The following is a 14,696-nucleotide window of genomic DNA, read 5'->3' on the forward strand; positions in this document are numbered from 1 at the left end:
GAAGCAATTTCGGTGGGAACCAACAGCCTTTCAGGCGAACACAGAGGGGGTAGTCGTGGCGAAGACCGCGCTCATCACCGGCGTGACCGGACAGGACGGTTCGTACCTGTCCGAGCTGCTGCTCGACAAGGGGTACACGGTCCATGGACTGATACGCCGCTCGTCGAGCTTCAACACCGAGCGGATCGACCACATCTACCAGGGACCGGAGGAGAACGACCGTTCTTTCGTCCTGCACCACGCCGACCTCGCCGACGGGGTCGCTCTGGTGAATCTGCTGCGCGACATCCGGCCGGACGAGGTCTACAACCTGGGTGCGCAGTCGCATGTCCGCGTGTCGTTCGACGCCCCGCTGTACACCGGTGACATCACCGGTCTCGGAACCATCCGGCTGCTGGAGGCCGTCCGCGCGAGCGGTATCGACACCCGGATCTATCAGGCGTCGTCGTCGGAGATGTTCGGCGCGACACCGCCGCCGCAGAACGAGAAGACGCCGTTCCACCCGCGGAGCCCGTACAGCGTCGCCAAGGTGTATTCGTACTGGGCGACCGTCAACTACCGTGAGGCGTATGGGATGTTCGCGGTGAACGGGATTCTCTTCAACCACGAGTCCCCGCGCCGCGGCGAGACCTTCGTGACCCGGAAGATCACCCGTGGGGTGGCCAGGATCAAGGCGGGTCTGCAGACCCATCTCCATCTGGGCAATCTCGACGCCGTGCGCGACTGGGGGTACGCCCCCGAGTACGTCGACGCGATGTGGCGGATGCTGCAGCGCGACAGCCCGGACGACTACGTGGTGGCCACCGGCGAGGGTGTCAGCGTCCGGCAGTTCCTGGAGTACGCCTTCGCCCACGCGGGCCTGGACTGGCGGGAGCACGTCCGCTACGACGCCAAGTACGAGCGTCCCAGCGAGGTCGACGCGCTGATCGGTGACGCCGCGAAGGCCGAGGAACTGCTCGGCTGGAAACCGGCGGTGAAGTCGCAGGAGCTCGCCAGGATCATGGTCGAGGCGGACATCCGCCAGCTCTCCGACCAACTCGCCGGAACAGCCGTGCGGGTGGACCGATGAGACATCCGTACCTGTCCGACGGCCGGACCGGCACACCGGCCGGCCCTGCGGTCACCCACAACACCCGGCAGCCGCTTCCGGTGGCCCCGCCGGGGAGCGACCCGGGCGCGATCCCCGCCTCCACCGGCTGCCCGGTGGAGGCGAGCACGTCCGCACCGGTCCGGGCCCCCGGCCCGGTCCGCCCACTCGTCCCGGCCGGCAGCGGACCGGACCGTCCCCGCCGTCGGCCGGACGAGGCAGAAACCGCGGTCCCAGGGCCGCAGCTCGTTCTCACCTTCGGAGCTGAATGATGAACGGAAGTACGTGGCGCAGACCCGCCGGACGCAGAAGGGCACGGGCTACGGCCGCTGCGCTCTGCCTGCTCGCCGGAACCCTGACCGCCGCCGCGTCCGGGGGCTCCCCCGCCGCGGCCCTCACCCCGCCGGTCTCGCTGACCGCGGACGATCTCACCACCTGGCAGACCAACGGCATCGTCTGGTCGATGGCCGCCTCGGACGCCGGTGTCGTCTACACCGGCGGCACCTTCTCCACCGTCCGGCCGCCGGGCGCGCCCGCCGGCACCTCCGAACAGCCCGCGGTGAACTTCGCCGCGTTCGACGCGGCGACGGGTGCGCCGACGGGGTGCACGCTGTCGTTCACGCTCTCCTCGGGAACGGCGACGGTACGGACCCTGGCGCTCTCGCCCGACCAGAAGACCCTTTACGTCGGTGGGCAGTTCGGGGCGGTGAGCGGGGTCGGGGTGAGCAATATCGCCGCGATCGACACCGCGACCTGCACCCCGCGCCAGGACTTCAAGTTCTCCGTCTCCGCGACCGTACGGGCCCTGGCCGTCACCGCCGACACCGTCTACCTGGGCGGTGACTTCAACACCGTGGCGGGACAGACCAGGAACAAGTTCGCCGCGGTCACCACCGCCGGCGCGTTGAAGCCGTGGACGGCCAACGCGGACGAGATCGGCCGGGCCGTTGAGCTGACACCCGACCGGAAGAACGTGCTGCTCGGCGGAAACTTCTTCACCGTCAACGGCACCACCTCGCACGCGCTGGCCGTGGTGGACGCCACGACCGGGGCCGTGACCAAGAGCTATCCGGCGGGATTCATCCCGAACACGTCCACGGTGCAGGACATCACCACCGATGCCACCGGCTTCTACACCGCCAACGAGGGCACCGGAGGCGGTGTCTTCGACGGCCGCATCGCGCTGAACCTCAGCAATTTCGAGCAGCGCTGGCGGGACACCTGCCTGGGCGCCACCCAGGCCGTCCTCGTGCACAACGGCGTTCTGTACAGCGGCAGTCACGCGCACGACTGCGCCAGCATGGGTGAGTTCCCCGACCAGCCGCGCAAGCATCTGCTGGCCCAGTCCGTCGACGATCCGAAGCTGCTCCCCTGGTTCCCGGACACCAACGACGGCATCGGGGAGCCGGTCGGACCGCGGGTGATGACGCAGACCGACAAGGGCGGTCATCACTATCTGTGGGTGGGCGGCGAGTTCACCACCGTCAACGGCTCCGCGCAGCAGGGCCTCACCCGGTTCGCCGACGGCCCGGACACCGGGGCGCCGTGGGTGCCGAACGTCAGCCTGTCCACCGTTGCCGCGGGCAAGGTGGAGGTCAACTGGCAGACGAGCTTCGACGCCGACGACGGCGAGCTCACCTACCGGATCTACAAGGACGGTGCGAGCACCCCGGTGTACACCACGACGGGATACTCGCTGTTCTGGGACCGCCCCCAGCTGAGGTGGACCGATACGGACGTGGCGGCCGGTGAGACCCACTCGTACCGGATCAGTGCGAGCGACGGGACCAACACCAGTGCCAAGTCGCCCGCACTGTCCGCCACCGTGGCGTCAACGGCCGAGAAGTACCCCGCCAAGGTGCTGGCGGACGGTGCTTCGCTGTACTGGCGGTACGACGAGGGCACCTCGACCTTCGCCGGAGACACCAGCAGCGGGCTGGACAACGGATTCCTGCGCAACTCCCCCGCCTACCGGCAGACGCCGGCCGCTGTGGCGGGTGGCTCGACCGCGATCGGCTTCAACGGATCGAACCAGTACGCGTACAGCAACAGGCGCCATGAGCAGCCCACCAGGTTCTCGGTGGAGACCTGGATCAAGACGACGACCACCAAGGGAGGGAAGATCATCGGCTTCGGCAACGTGATCATGCAGAACAGCAACCAGTACGACAAGCATGTGTACATGGGCAATGACGGGCGGCTGATCTTCGGGGTCTACAGCGGCGGAACCAAGACCATCACAACGCCCGCTGCCTACAACGACGGTACCTGGCACCATGTCGTCGCCACACAGGGCACCGGCGGCATGGCGCTGTACGTGGACGGGCAGCTGCGTGCCTCGAACGCCCTGTACACCGGCAACGAGAACTACAGCGGCTACTGGAGGGTGGGCGGGGACAACCTGAACAGCTGGCCGAACCGGCCGACGAGCAACTTCTTCGCCGGGCAGATCGACGAGACCGCCGTCTACCCGACCGCACTGAGCAGCGCGCAGGTGAGTGCCCATTACGCACTGAGGACGGATGGATGAGGTATCCGTTTCCGGCCGGCGCCGCCGTCGTCGTACTGACGGCGGCGCTGGCCGCCTGCGGCTCGTCCTTCGACGGGCACACCGCGGCAAGCGAGGGAAGGGCACCGGCCACCCGGGCCCCTGTCACGGCCCCTTCGGCAGGTCCCGGCGCCACCGCTTCCAGCGGCGCCCCGGCACAGCGGACGAGCGAACCACCGAAGCTGCCCACCGATGAACTCACCCCGGCCACCGGCTCCTTCGACAAGAAGCAGAAGGAGTATCTGGTCGACCGTGTGCCCAAGGGCATGGACCCGGCTGCCGTGCTCCAGACCGGTCAGGAGACCTGCGACAAGCTGACGTACCTCGTGAAGGTCGACCGGGACACGGCGGTCGGCGCGATCGTGACAGGTGAGATCGCGGATGCGGAACCCGCCGTCGAGCACCTCTGCACCCAGCACGAAGAGCTGGTGCAGGAGGCCTCGCGGGGGTACGCGGACGGCACGTACAAGGACGAGCAGATCCGGCCCGGCAAGTACCACGACGTCACCCCCACTGAGAACTGCACCTGGCAGATCACCGGGGCGAACGGCAAGAACCTGGTGTCGGGCTCCTCCACCGCCGGGAAACGGGCCGGGATCACCCTCCCCGACGCGGCCCGCGCCTTCACCTCCACAGGCTGCTACGCCTGGCTGCCCGAAGGAGAGCACGAATGAGCAAGCTGCCGATAGCCGTGGCGATCCCCACGAAGAACGAGGGACTCAACATCGCCGAGGCGGTGAAGTCGGTGCTCGGCCACTTCGAGGCGGTCGTCGTCGTCGACTCGCACAGTACGGACGACACGGCGAAGATCGCCGAGGAGTGCGGGGCCGAGGTGATCACGTACACCTGGGACGGCGGTCATCCGCGTAAGAAGCAGTGGTGCCTGGACCATGTCCGCACGGATCTGGACTGGATTCTGCTGCTCGACGGGGACGAGCGGCTGAGCCCCGGGCTGCTGGCCGAACTGCGCCGGATCTTCGCCGATCCCGGCGCGCCAAGACCGGCCGCGTACGACATACCACTGGGCTACTGGTTCTCCGGGAAGCGGCTCCGGCACGGCTACACCATCCGCAAGCGGTCACTGACCGACCGCACCCGCTGCCGGTACCCGGAGGTCGGGGATCTGGACGCACCGGGCATCGGCGAGGTCGAGGGGCACTACCAGCCGGTCGCCGAGTCGGCGGCCCCGCTCCGCAATCCGATCGAGCACCAGGATCTCGACCCGGTGACGGCCTGGTTCGAGCGGCACAACCGGTACTCGGACTGGGAGGCGTGGCTGGAGCACCACCCCGAGGTCAAGGAGCAGGTACGGAGGGTGAAGTCGCGCCAGGGGCAGCTGTTCCACAAGGCGCCCTTCAAGCCCCTGGTGTCGTTCGCGTACATGTATGTGTACCGGCGGGGATTCCTCGACGGGCGGGCGGGCTTCGACTTCGCGCTGGCGATGAGCTTCTACCGCTGGCAGATCGCGCTCAAGTCCCGCGAGCGGAAGCCCGTTTGACTCAGTGCGCCTTCCGGCGGACCACGTCCTCGTAGGTCCGCCGGAGGGTCCGGGTCACGGCCTCGATGGTGAATTCCTTGTTGACCAGGTCCCAAGCCGCCTTCCCCGCACGGTCGTTGGCTGCGGGTTCGAGGAGTTCCAGAATCGCCCCGGCCACCTTGAGCGCGTTCTTCCCGTCCTCGCCGACCCGGCTGTCGATCACCCGGCCGGCCCCGGCCCGCGCGACATCGTCCCCGAGGCCACTGGTGCGGGTGATGACCACGGGGGTGCCGACCGACATCGCTTCGAGGACGGAGACGGCCAGGGGTTCCTCGATCGACGGCAGTACGTACACATCGGCCTCCCGGTCCGCGGCCAGAACCTCTTCGTGGCCGAGCGGTCCCCTGTGGTGGAGGGAGCCCATCACCCCCAGTTCGCGGGCGAGTTCGAGAGTCGCCGACAGCGCTCCGGTGTCAGGTCCGGCCAGCACGAACCGGGCGTCCGGGTGCTCGGCCAGGACCGTCGGCATCGCGGCGACGAAGTCCTGCGGACGCTTGCGCTCCTGGATCCGGCCCAGGAAGAGGACCGTCGGCGGCCGCCCCGGCGCGCGGGCTGGCTTCGGCTTCTGCGGCCGTACACCGTTGACCAGCCGTACGGTGCGGGTCAACGGCACCGGTGCGGCAACGGCGTTCACATCGAGACGCTCCATCTCGGTCAGATGCAGCACGGCGTCGGCTTCGCGCAGCACCTTGCGTACGCCCAGCAGATCGGTCAGCTGGGCGACCCGCTTCTCGGTCGGATCCACCATGCCGTGGGTCTGGACGACCAGGGGCGTGCGGGAGGCCAGCGCGAGCAGCGCGGTGGGGAGCGTCACCAGGTCGCGCATCAGATGGACATGGACGAGATCGGCGCCGCGCATCATGCGCCGGGCGGCGAGCAGGAGCGCGCCGGAGGTGATTCCGCTGACCTCGAACATGGGAAGCAGATGACGGGCACGGAAGAGAAGGACCGGGACTCCCTCGACCTCCCGCGGCAGTCGCCCCTCGAAGCCGTCGCCCAGTGCCATGATGCGGGCGTCGTCGCCGCCGGCCCGCTGGACCTTCGCCAGGTTGAGCGCCACTCTTGTCGGACCGCCGAACGCGTGGTCCGGAGTGTGCAGTGTGACGACGTGCAGGATCTTCACCAGAGTTCCCCTCAGTCTCGGCCAGTCTTTTACAGACTAGTCATCCAAACCCCCCAAGTGGGTTGATTCGTTAGAGTGTTCACAGATCCACGGAACGGGGGGGGCAGATGACGTCCGTGCACGAGGCGGCTCCGTCCGCCCCCGTACCGGAGCACGGCCCGCAGGACCCGGGCCGGCCGCCGGCGAAGCCCCTGTCGTGGGCCATGCTGTCGCGCGCCTTCGCCGTGCCGCTCATCCTCGGCCTGGTCTGCTTCCTGCCCGCGGTGATCGCCGCGCAGCCAGGCACCGGAGTCCGGGACAGCGCGTACTGGCTGCAGCTCGTGCTGACCTGCTATGCGGGGGCCCGGCTCGCCACGATGATCCTGTCCACCCGGCGCCGCCTGTTGCAGGGCGTCTTCTGGATGTTCGTGTACATCGCGATGGGGGTGGCGCCGTTCGCGCAGGTGGTCATCGGGCAGACCCCCACCCCGATGGTCGGGCCGCGGTCGGATCTGGTGACGGCCATCGCGCTGGTCCTGGTGGGATGTGCGGCGTTCGACCTGGGGGCGCTGCTGGCGTCCCGGCGCCCGCTGCGCCGCCGGGCCACCACACGCTCCGGGAGCGGTCCGGCGACGGCGCACCGGGGCCGGCTCAGGCTGTTGGTGGTGCTGGCCTTCGCGGCGAGCGGCTATTACATCGTGAAGCTCGGCGGGCCCGCCATCTTCTTCACCAGTCGCCAGGAGATCAGCGCCTCGGTCGCGGCCAGCGGGGTGGTGTCGGACGAGTCCCATGTGGGGTCGGCCTTCCTCAAGGGCTTCGGTACGGTACCCGCGCTGCTCGGGCTGCTCTTCTGGACCCGTCGGCTGGTGACCTCGCGCCGGGCCCGGCGCTCCCCCTCGACGGTGCTTGTCTGGTGTGCGTTGCTGGCCCTCAACGTCATCGTCAACAACCCTATTTCCAATGCTCGTTACTGGTTCGTAACTGTACTGGTCTCGCTCCTGTTCACCGCGTTCCCGAGCAGCGCGGCGATGTACCGCTCGGTGCTCGCCATGGGGGTGGTCGGGGCATTGGTGCTGTTCCCGTACGCGGACCGGTTCCGCTACGACAGCTCCGGGTACCGGCCGGTGGATTCGTCGTCGGTCTTCGAGCCGCTGGCCACCAAGGACTACGACCAGGCGGTGATGTTCGCCAACACCGTCTCCTGGGTCGACACCCGGGGCCACACCTATGGGCGTCAACTGGCGGGCTCCGCACTGTTCTTCGTGCCCCGGTCGGTGTGGAGCGGCAAGCCGGAGGACACCGGGGTGCGTGTCGGCCAGTGGATGGGGATGAACATGACCAACCTGTCGGCGCCGCTGTGGACCGAGCTCTGGGTCGACTTCGGGGCTCCGGGCATGGTCGGTGCGTTCGCACTGATCGGGTACGCCGCGGCACGCACCGACCGGCGTTACGCGCGCGCCGTCTCCCGGGACGGTCCGGGCCCAGGCAGCGTTCTGGCGATCGCCGCTCCGCTGATCGCCGGGTACACCTTCATCCTGTTGCGCGGGCCGCTGTTGCAGTCCGTCGGGAAGCTGGCGATCGCGGCCCTGTGTCTGCTGCTGGTCACCAGTTTCAGGAGCCGGAACGGATGGCGCGCGCGCTGACGGGCGGCTGGTCGCCCGCGGTGCGGCGGCTCAGCCGGGTCACCCGGGTCCAGGTGGCCACCGCCTTGCAGACGGATCCCAGGCACAGACCCCAGGCCGCGCCGGGCACCCCGCCGAGCACATAGCCGCCGGTGAGGAAGGCCACGGCGACGAGTGAGAAGACCACCTGGATGGCGAGGGTGGTACGGGGGTCGAGCATCCGCAGGGCCAGCAGTCCGCAGGTGCCGACGGCCATCGCCGCGTACTGGCTGCCGGTCGCGGGGAGCAGGGCGGCCGCCGTGGGCCAGGTGTCGCCGAGCAGATGGCGGCCGATCCCGTCGGGCAGCAGGGCGAGCGCGGCGGCCCAGGCGGCGGCCGTGGCGGCCAGGACGGCGGCGAGGGTCGCCGTGGCGCGTACCCTGCGCCGTTCGGAGGAGAGCCGCCCGAGCAGCGGCGGGCCGAAGCCGGTGGCCGAGGTGAACAGCACGTTCAGCGGTCCGAAGAGGGTGGTGGCGCCACGCAGGGCGCCGACCACCAGCGGGTTGCCGACCGTGCCCAGCGCGAGTACGGAGAGCTGACTGGTGGCGTTTCCCACGCCGAACTCCACCACGAAGCGCCACCCCAGATGTCCTCGCCGCAGCAGGGCCGTGAGCCGCAGCGGTGTTCCGGCCACTCTGCGGTGCAGCAGGGCGGCCGACAGCAGCAGGGCCGGCAGCGCGGACAGTCCCCAGACGGTGACGAGCCGGGCGGCCGGGGCGCCGTGGGGCTGCGTGGCCAGCGCGCCGAGCACACAGGCCAGTCTGAGCACGTCACCCGCCAGTGCCAGGTGCGGCAGGTGCAGGGTGGAGAAGGCGTACCGCATGGTGTCCTGCCCCAGCACCACCGGCAGGACCAGTCCCAGCATCATCAGGGCACGGGCGGTGGCGCCCGGCAGCGGCAGGCAGACGGCGGCGAGCAGGGCGCCGAGCCCGGCCGCGGCGAGCAGGGTGAAGGTGACCGCGGACCGGCACGCGCCGCCCACTTCGTCGCTCTCGCCGCGCCGCAGGACGAGCGGCTGCCCCGTGTAGGCACCGAAGACGCCCAGCAGGACGGTGAAGACCAGATAGACCGCCGAGAAGCGGGCGAAGTCGGCCACGGTGGAGAGCCGGGCGGCGGCCACCAGCACCAGGATGTTGGTGAGCGCCGCGACGCCCTGGTCCGCGACCGAGCAGAGGATCGCGGTCCGTGCCCTCATCTGTGTTCCGCGGTGGAGTCGAAGGTGCGCAGGCCAAGGGTCTCGGCGGGGTCACCGGCGTGCTCGGGGCCGTGGCCGTCTTCGGCCCGGCCGGGCCGGTCCGTGCCCGCGCGGCGCTTGCCGGCCTTCTTGCGGGCCTTCTTGCGGGCCCGGCGCTCGTGGCGGCCTTGGCCAGGGTGCAGCAGGGCGCCGAGCACGGTGCCGCCGGCCGCTCCGATGATCTCGCCGATCCGTTCCAGGTCGCTGCGGTGCACCTCGCGGGGGTCGCAGACCACCATGACACCCTCCACCCGGTCGATCAGCGCGACGGCGTCGGCGTACGACAGCACGGGCGGGGCCAGCACGATGACGACGACGCCCGGCCGGTCGCCCTCGGAGACGATCCGTCCGACGGGCGCGGAGGTCAGGGCCCGCGGCACGTTGTCCGTGCGCCGGCCCGCTATCAGGGTGAAGGCGCCCGATCCGGGGACGTCCACGTTCATCCGGCTCTCCGACGGCCAGGGCCGTTCGCCCTCCGCCGCCCAGCGCGGCCGGGCGCCCTGCACGGCCGGGCCGAGGGCCCTGGCCAGGGACGGGGTACGCAGATCCGCCTCCATCAGGAGTACGTCCCGTCCCATCTCGGCGAAGGCCGCGGCCAGGTTGACGGCGGCGGCGGCCGGCGCGTCGCCGTCCCCGCGCGGGGACGTGACCAGGAGTCTGCGGCGCTGGGCGAACGACGGATCGTAGGCGAGCCGGAAGGCGACCGCCCGGTACTCCTCGGCGAGCCGGCTCCCGCTCCGCCCGATGGCGAGCAGCGCGCCCGCCGCTGCCCGCTCCCTGGGCAGGGTGCCGAGCAGCGGGGCGCCGAGCGAGCGGACCAGCTCCCGGGTGGAACGCACGGCCGGGTCGAAGACGAGCCGTACCCAGGACAGCAGCAGTCCGAGCGCGAGACCGACGACACCGCCGAGTCCCAGCAGCAGGGGAAGTCCCGCGCCGGTGGGCTCGGTGGGCGCGGCGGGCTTCTTGGTGAGGTAGCCGGGGGTCGTGTCCAGGGCGCGCAACTCGGAGATCTTCCGGCTCAGTTCGGAGATCGACACGACGAGGTTGGCGCGGGCGCTGGTCACGTCGTTGCTTCCGACGGACTGCTCGGCGAGTTGGTCGCGCTGTTCGGTGAGCGGCTTCAGCTGGGCGCGGTAACCGCCGACCATGTTGGCGATGCTGTCCTCGGTGCGTTGCCGGCGGATCTCCAGGTAGGCGTCGGCGAGCGCCTGGGCCCGCGCCTTCGCGAGGGCGGGGGTGCGGCCGGTGTACGTGAAGCGGAGCACGAGGGTGTTGGGCGGGTTGGTGACCTGGAGGCCGGACAGCAGGGTCCCGACCTCCACCCGGTCGCCGCTCCTGGCCAGGGACCCGATGGCCAGGGTGCCTACGGTGTCGCTGACGGCGGTCTGCCGCTCGGAGCCGATGTTGATGCCCTTGTCGGCGGAGGCGCCCGCGGCGAAGGGGTCGGAGGCGGCGGACCGTACGACGACCTCGCCCGTCGATGTGTAGCTCTCCTCGCCGCTGAGGGCGAGCCAGCCGCCGCCGAGCAGTCCGAGGGCCACTCCGGAGGCGAGCAGTGTGCGGTAGCGCAGGAGCTGGCGGAACTGGTCCCGCAGCAGCGCGGGTTCGTCCTGGTCCTCCAGGGCGCGGATCGGCTGGGTCATCGGCGTGGTCTCCCTTGTGCGTCCGCGAGGACCTCGGTGAGCAGTGCGTCGAAGCGGGCGAGGCCCGCCTCCCGGCTCAGGTGTCGTGCGACGTACCGCGGCCCGTTGGCGCCGAGCCGGTCCGCCTCGGCCGGTGTTTCGACGAGCTTGCGTACGGCCGAGAGCAGCGCGGCGGGGTCCTCCGGCGCGACGAGGATCCCGGCGCCGGACCGGTGGATCTCCTGGGCGGTGCCGCCCCCGTCGGCGACCGAGGCGACGACGGGGCGGCCCGAGACGAAGTACGAGGTGAGTTTGGACGGGACGCTCATGTCGAGCACGGACGCCCGCTGGGTCACCGCGAGTACATCGGCGGCGGCGAGGATGTCGGTGAACTCCTCGGAGGCGGCCGACGGCAGGAAATCGAGGTTGCGCAGGCCCGCCGCGCGCCCCAGCAGCGCCGCGCGCTGGTTCCCGTCCCCCATCAGCACGAAGCGGATCCCCGGTGCCAGCCGGGCCGCGTCGACGAGGACTTCCAGGCCCTGCTTGAGCCCCATGTTCCCGGAGTGCAGGACCACGGGGGCGCCCTCGCTCCAGCCGAGTCCCGCCCTCGTCCGGGCCCGGTCGGCCGAAGGCGCCTGCACGTGCGACCAGTTGGGGACGAGACGGATGCGTCCGGGGTCCACTCCGTACGCGGTGACGCGCGGGACGAAGGTCTCGTGGATGACGCCGACGAGGGCGGCGCCGCGCAGCGCGTAACGTTCGGCCGCCGACGCGACGGCCGCTGCCCGGCCACCGCCCCGGATTCCGCTCTGCGCGGCGGCGGCGCCCATCAGATCCTGCACGACCGGTATATACGGCACGTTCCGGCGGCGGGCCAGCCGGGCCCCGATGACGCCGCCCGCGAGACTGGGCAGCTGGGAGATCACCGCGTCCGGCGGGCGCGGAAAGGGTGGCCCCAGCAGTCCGTGCCCGAGCACCGTCGCCTCGAACGCGGCCCGGCGCAGGGCGCTCTGCCGGGACGGCACATAGTGTCTTCGCCGGTGGACGGTGACCCCGGCCCGCTTCTCGGTGACCCGCCACACGCCCCGGTACCCGGCCTCGGTCCGCCAGGACGGATAGTGCGGCATACCGGTCAGTACATGGGTCTCGGCCCCGGACGCGGCCCAGTGCTCGGCGAGCTGCGCGGCGTACGGGCCGATGCCCGTCAGCTCGGGCGCGTAGTTGGTCGAGACGAGCAGCAGCGTACGGCCCTCGAACGGTGTGTGACGGTCGGCATCGGACATGGACGCTCGCCTTCCCCCCGGAAAATCTGTGTTCCCCCAAGGAACAGCCCCAAAAGTGAGCTTATCCGTTCACGTGATGCGCAAGTGGTCTTCACAGTAAGGTCGTTGCACCATCAAAACCGATACCGATATCCCGCTCCACCGGATGCCATGTCCGGACAACCGCCGCGGGACACGGACATCAGGTTCACCGTGGGGGGAGAGAACGGATGGTGCACAGGGTCGGCTACGCGCCGGGTGTCTACGACCTGTTCCACATTGGGCACCTGAACATCCTGCGGCATGCCCGCAGCCAGTGCGACTACCTCGTCGCGGGCGTCGTCTCGGACGAGATGGCCGCGCTCGCCAAGGGCCACAAGCCGGTGATTCCGCTGCCGGAACGGCTGGAGATCGTACGCAGCGTCCGGTACGTGGACGCGGCGTTCGTCGAGACGGTGCCCGACAAGGTCGAGACCTGGCAGCAGGTCAGGTTCGACGTCATCTTCAAGGGGGACGACTGGCGGGACACGGAGAAGGGCAAGCGGCTCGAGCGCGACTTCGCCGAGGTCGGCGTGGAGGTGGTCTACTTCCCGTACACCGTGCACACGTCCAGCACCCAGCTGCGCCGGGCGCTGGACACGCTCGTCAGTCCGCAGCCCGGAGCGCTTTCAGCTCCCTGAACCACTTGGCGAGGAACGCCACCAGGAACAGCGCGTGCACGACGGCGAGCACCGCGTATCCGACGCGGAACGCGGTCCGGTCGCCGAGCAGCAGGAACACCAGGCAGAACACCCCGTAGTCGGCGGGCAGCAGCGCCACGGCCCGCACCCGGGACACCGGGCCGCTGCCGCCCGCCGCCGACCGGACGGCCGCCTTGCCCAGCTGCTCACGCAACAGCCCCGCGCAAAAGGCCAGCACGGCGGCGAACAGGAAGCCCAGCGGCAGGAGCAGCCAGCCCTGGGACGGCAGACCGAAGAAGCGCTGGAACGAGATCAGGACAGCGGTGTGTACGAGAATCATCTTGGCGCAGTCCACGACATGGTCCAGCCACTCGCCGTCCGGCCCTCCCCGCCCGGTCAGCCTGGCCAGCTGCCCGTCGGCCGAATCGAGGGCGAAGCCGACGGCGAGGCCCGCGTACACCCCACCCGCGAGCCCCCAGGACGGCCGGACGAGCGCCACCGCGGCGATGGCGGCGAAGGTGAACGCCGCACTGATCAAGGTGACTTGATTGGGCGACAGCCCGATACGGTACGCGGCGGCGGCGAACACCCGGCCGGCCGGCCGGTTCACGTACCGCGAGTACAGCGACACCCCCTTGGCCGTCTTCTGCGCACCACGCAACTCACGCAGAACCGTGCCCGTGCTTCCCATACGCCCCCCAGCGTGTCGCGGTTGCCTCCGGCGGCACCGGCAGGGCACCGGTGGTGCGCCGCGGTTGCCGCCGCCGGAACCGCATCATGGCACGCGGCCGGTGTCGCGCGTGGCCACTCGCCCGCTCCCGCAGCCGTCGATCGGCGCCCGCCGGGCCCGCGCCGGGTGCGCGGGCCCGGCGCGACCGCGCTTCAGGCGGACACGGTGCGGCACTCCGGGTGGCCCCAGCCGTTCGGGTTCTTGGCGATCATCTCCTGGGCCGCATAAGACTTTCCGCAGTGGCAGCGGCCGGCGAACCGGGCCCGGATGGTTCCACCGGAACGCGCCGCACCTCCCGCCTTCTTCGCCGCAACGCTCTTGCTCCGCCCCTCCGTCGCGCGGGCGGGAGCGGGCTTCGGCAACTGCGAACCGTGCGCGGTACCGGCCGGCCGCTGCGCCACAGCGGCCTCGCTCGCGGCCTGATCGGCAAGGGCGTTGAGCGGGTCCCCGTCCACCTGGTGGGCGGGGACGTAGACGAACTTCACGGCACGGCCGGTCAGCAGGGCGTCGATACCCGCCACCAGGTCACGGTTGGCCACCGGCTTTCCCGCCGAGGTCTTCCAGCCGTTGCGCTTCCACCCCGGCAGCCACTTCGTCACCGCGTTCATCGCGTACTGCGAGTCCATCCGCACCTCGACCGGCACGGACGGGTCCGTGGACTCCAACAGCTCCCGCAACGCGGTGAGTTCGGCGACGTTGTTGGTGGCCGTCCCCAGCGGGCCGGCCTCCCAGCGCTCCGGTCGCCCCTGCGCATCGGCCACGACCCACGCCCAGGCCGCAGGCCCCGGATTGCCCTTCGATGCCCCGTCACACGCGGCGATGATGCTCTCGTTCATGCCCCCGATCATGCCAGCGCCGCACCACCCCCTCGGCACACGGTCACAATGAGTGACGATTCGAGGTGCGGTGGACCGGCGGCGCTGGTTCTCTGATGGAGCCCGCTCTTCCCAACCGCACAAGGAGCGATGATGAGCGTTGCACGTGAATCCGGTGACCGTGCGCAGCAGCTGCGCGACAAGGCCCGGCAGATGAACGAGGCCGCTGAGCGCACCACCGACCCTGAGCAGCGCCAGCGGCTCCAGGAGAAGGCCCGCAAGCTGCAGGAGCAGATCGAGCAGCAGGGCAACATGGGCAGCGGGAACATTCGCCCGCCCAAGTAGTACCCGCTTCACGTAGTACCTGTCTCACGCGAACGGCCGACGTCTCGCCGCTCTTCCATGAGTGAGTGGCAGC

At 70.3% G+C, this 14,696-nt stretch carries 14 protein-coding genes; 8 read left to right on the forward strand and 6 right to left on the reverse strand.

Annotated elements, in window-relative coordinates:
* The first annotated feature begins 55 nt into the window (after positions 1-55).
* The 5 genes from gmd to OG936_RS01495 are packed head-to-tail and all read left to right on the forward strand — an operon-like array spanning position 56 to position 5,133.
* The gene (gene gmd, locus OG936_RS01475; protein WP_383758250.1) at positions 56-1,069 is read left to right on the forward strand and encodes a GDP-mannose 4,6-dehydratase; all 1,014 of its coding nucleotides are present in this window, start codon (positions 56-58) and stop codon (positions 1,067-1,069) included.
* Entirely contained in the window at positions 1,066-1,359 is a 294-nt protein-coding gene (locus OG936_RS01480) for a hypothetical protein (protein ID WP_406491954.1), read from the forward strand. The genes gmd and OG936_RS01480 overlap by 4 nt, the downstream gene beginning before the upstream one ends.
* Positions 1,359-3,617 carry a LamG-like jellyroll fold domain-containing protein gene (locus OG936_RS01485; protein WP_406491956.1) on the forward strand — a complete coding sequence of 753 codons (2,259 nt, stop codon included), beginning with the start codon at positions 1,359-1,361 and terminating at the stop codon, positions 3,615-3,617. The genes OG936_RS01480 and OG936_RS01485 overlap by 1 nt, the downstream gene beginning before the upstream one ends.
* The gene (locus OG936_RS01490; protein ID WP_406491958.1) at positions 3,614-4,309 is read left to right on the forward strand and encodes a hypothetical protein; all 696 of its coding nucleotides are present in this window, start codon (positions 3,614-3,616) and stop codon (positions 4,307-4,309) included. The genes OG936_RS01485 and OG936_RS01490 overlap by 4 nt, the downstream gene beginning before the upstream one ends.
* The gene (locus tag OG936_RS01495) at positions 4,306-5,133 is read left to right on the forward strand and encodes a glycosyltransferase family 2 protein (RefSeq protein ID WP_406491959.1); all 828 of its coding nucleotides are present in this window, start codon (positions 4,306-4,308) and stop codon (positions 5,131-5,133) included. Before OG936_RS01490 ends, OG936_RS01495 begins: the two co-directional genes overlap by 4 nt.
* 1 nt (position 5,134) lies before the next feature.
* On the opposite strand, the gene OG936_RS01500 is transcribed toward OG936_RS01495, so the two are convergent.
* Complete coding sequence (locus OG936_RS01500) at positions 5,135-6,295, reverse strand: glycosyltransferase (RefSeq protein WP_406491961.1); 1,161 nt, start codon at positions 6,293-6,295, stop codon at positions 5,135-5,137.
* A 107-nt stretch (positions 6,296-6,402) separates the two neighbouring features.
* Here OG936_RS01500 and OG936_RS01505 point away from each other — a divergent pair, with 107 nt between their 5' ends.
* Complete coding sequence (locus tag OG936_RS01505; protein WP_406491963.1) at positions 6,403-7,917, forward strand: hypothetical protein; 1,515 nt, start codon at positions 6,403-6,405, stop codon at positions 7,915-7,917.
* On the opposite strand, the gene OG936_RS01510 is transcribed toward OG936_RS01505, so the two are convergent.
* Genes OG936_RS01510 through OG936_RS01520 form a run of 3 tightly spaced genes read right to left on the reverse strand, consistent with a single transcriptional unit; the run spans position 7,886 to position 12,074 of the window.
* Positions 7,886-9,130, reverse strand: coding sequence for a hypothetical protein (locus OG936_RS01510; RefSeq protein ID WP_406491965.1), 1,245 nt, complete (start codon positions 9,128-9,130; stop codon positions 7,886-7,888). The two genes, OG936_RS01505 and OG936_RS01510, sit on opposite strands and share 32 nt — an antisense overlap.
* Complete coding sequence (locus OG936_RS01515) at positions 9,127-10,812, reverse strand: lipopolysaccharide biosynthesis protein (RefSeq protein ID WP_406491966.1); 1,686 nt, start codon at positions 10,810-10,812, stop codon at positions 9,127-9,129. Before OG936_RS01515 ends, OG936_RS01510 begins: the two co-directional genes overlap by 4 nt.
* Positions 10,809-12,074: a glycosyltransferase gene (locus tag OG936_RS01520; RefSeq protein ID WP_406491968.1), complete on the reverse strand. Its 1,266-nt coding sequence runs from the start codon at positions 12,072-12,074 to the stop codon at positions 10,809-10,811. Before OG936_RS01520 ends, OG936_RS01515 begins: the two co-directional genes overlap by 4 nt.
* 209 nt (positions 12,075-12,283) lie before the next feature.
* On the opposite strand from OG936_RS01520, the gene OG936_RS01525 reads away from it, so the two are divergent.
* Complete coding sequence (locus OG936_RS01525; protein ID WP_266744512.1) at positions 12,284-12,733, forward strand: adenylyltransferase/cytidyltransferase family protein; 450 nt, start codon at positions 12,284-12,286, stop codon at positions 12,731-12,733.
* On the opposite strand, the gene OG936_RS01530 is transcribed toward OG936_RS01525, so the two are convergent.
* On the reverse strand, positions 12,699-13,424 hold the full coding sequence (locus OG936_RS01530) for a CDP-alcohol phosphatidyltransferase family protein (protein WP_406491969.1): 726 nt from the start codon (positions 13,422-13,424) through the stop codon (positions 12,699-12,701). The two genes, OG936_RS01525 and OG936_RS01530, sit on opposite strands and share 35 nt — an antisense overlap.
* A 191-nt stretch (positions 13,425-13,615) precedes the next feature.
* A complete protein-coding gene (locus OG936_RS01535; RefSeq protein WP_406491971.1) occupies positions 13,616-14,299 on the reverse strand; it encodes a ribonuclease H in 684 nt (227 codons plus the stop codon).
* 132 nt (positions 14,300-14,431) lie between these two features.
* On the opposite strand from OG936_RS01535, the gene OG936_RS01540 reads away from it, so the two are divergent.
* Positions 14,432-14,623: a DUF6381 family protein gene (locus tag OG936_RS01540; RefSeq protein ID WP_266744515.1), complete on the forward strand. Its 192-nt coding sequence runs from the start codon at positions 14,432-14,434 to the stop codon at positions 14,621-14,623.
* The last annotated feature ends 73 nt before the right edge of the window (positions 14,624-14,696 follow it).

The sequence above is a fragment of the Streptomyces sp. NBC_00846 genome (assembly GCF_045207325.1).
Lineage (GTDB): Bacteria > Actinomycetota > Actinomycetes > Streptomycetales > Streptomycetaceae > Streptomyces.

What these genes read in the sequence shown, in the direction of transcription:
- OG936_RS01520 (WP_406491968.1), bottom strand. Translation starts at nt 12,074, where the DNA reads ATGTCCGATGCCGACCGTCACACACCGTTCGAGGGCCGTACGCTGCTG.
- OG936_RS01495 (WP_406491959.1), top strand. Translation starts at nt 4,306, where the DNA reads ATGAGCAAGCTGCCGATAGCCGTGGCGATCCCCACGAAGAACGAGGGA.
- OG936_RS01525 (WP_266744512.1), top strand. Translation starts at nt 12,284, where the DNA reads ATGGTGCACAGGGTCGGCTACGCGCCGGGTGTCTACGACCTGTTCCAC.
- OG936_RS01510 (WP_406491965.1), bottom strand. Translation starts at nt 9,130, where the DNA reads ATGAGGGCACGGACCGCGATCCTCTGCTCGGTCGCGGACCAGGGCGTC.
- OG936_RS01490 (WP_406491958.1), top strand. Translation starts at nt 3,614, where the DNA reads ATGAGGTATCCGTTTCCGGCCGGCGCCGCCGTCGTCGTACTGACGGCG.
- OG936_RS01515 (WP_406491966.1), bottom strand. Translation starts at nt 10,812, where the DNA reads ATGACCCAGCCGATCCGCGCCCTGGAGGACCAGGACGAACCCGCGCTG.
- OG936_RS01540 (WP_266744515.1), top strand. Translation starts at nt 14,432, where the DNA reads ATGAGCGTTGCACGTGAATCCGGTGACCGTGCGCAGCAGCTGCGCGAC.
- OG936_RS01485 (WP_406491956.1), top strand. Translation starts at nt 1,359, where the DNA reads ATGAACGGAAGTACGTGGCGCAGACCCGCCGGACGCAGAAGGGCACGG.
- OG936_RS01535 (WP_406491971.1), bottom strand. Translation starts at nt 14,299, where the DNA reads ATGAACGAGAGCATCATCGCCGCGTGTGACGGGGCATCGAAGGGCAAT.
- OG936_RS01530 (WP_406491969.1), bottom strand. Translation starts at nt 13,424, where the DNA reads ATGGGAAGCACGGGCACGGTTCTGCGTGAGTTGCGTGGTGCGCAGAAG.
- OG936_RS01480 (WP_406491954.1), top strand. Translation starts at nt 1,066, where the DNA reads ATGAGACATCCGTACCTGTCCGACGGCCGGACCGGCACACCGGCCGGC.
- OG936_RS01505 (WP_406491963.1), top strand. Translation starts at nt 6,403, where the DNA reads ATGACGTCCGTGCACGAGGCGGCTCCGTCCGCCCCCGTACCGGAGCAC.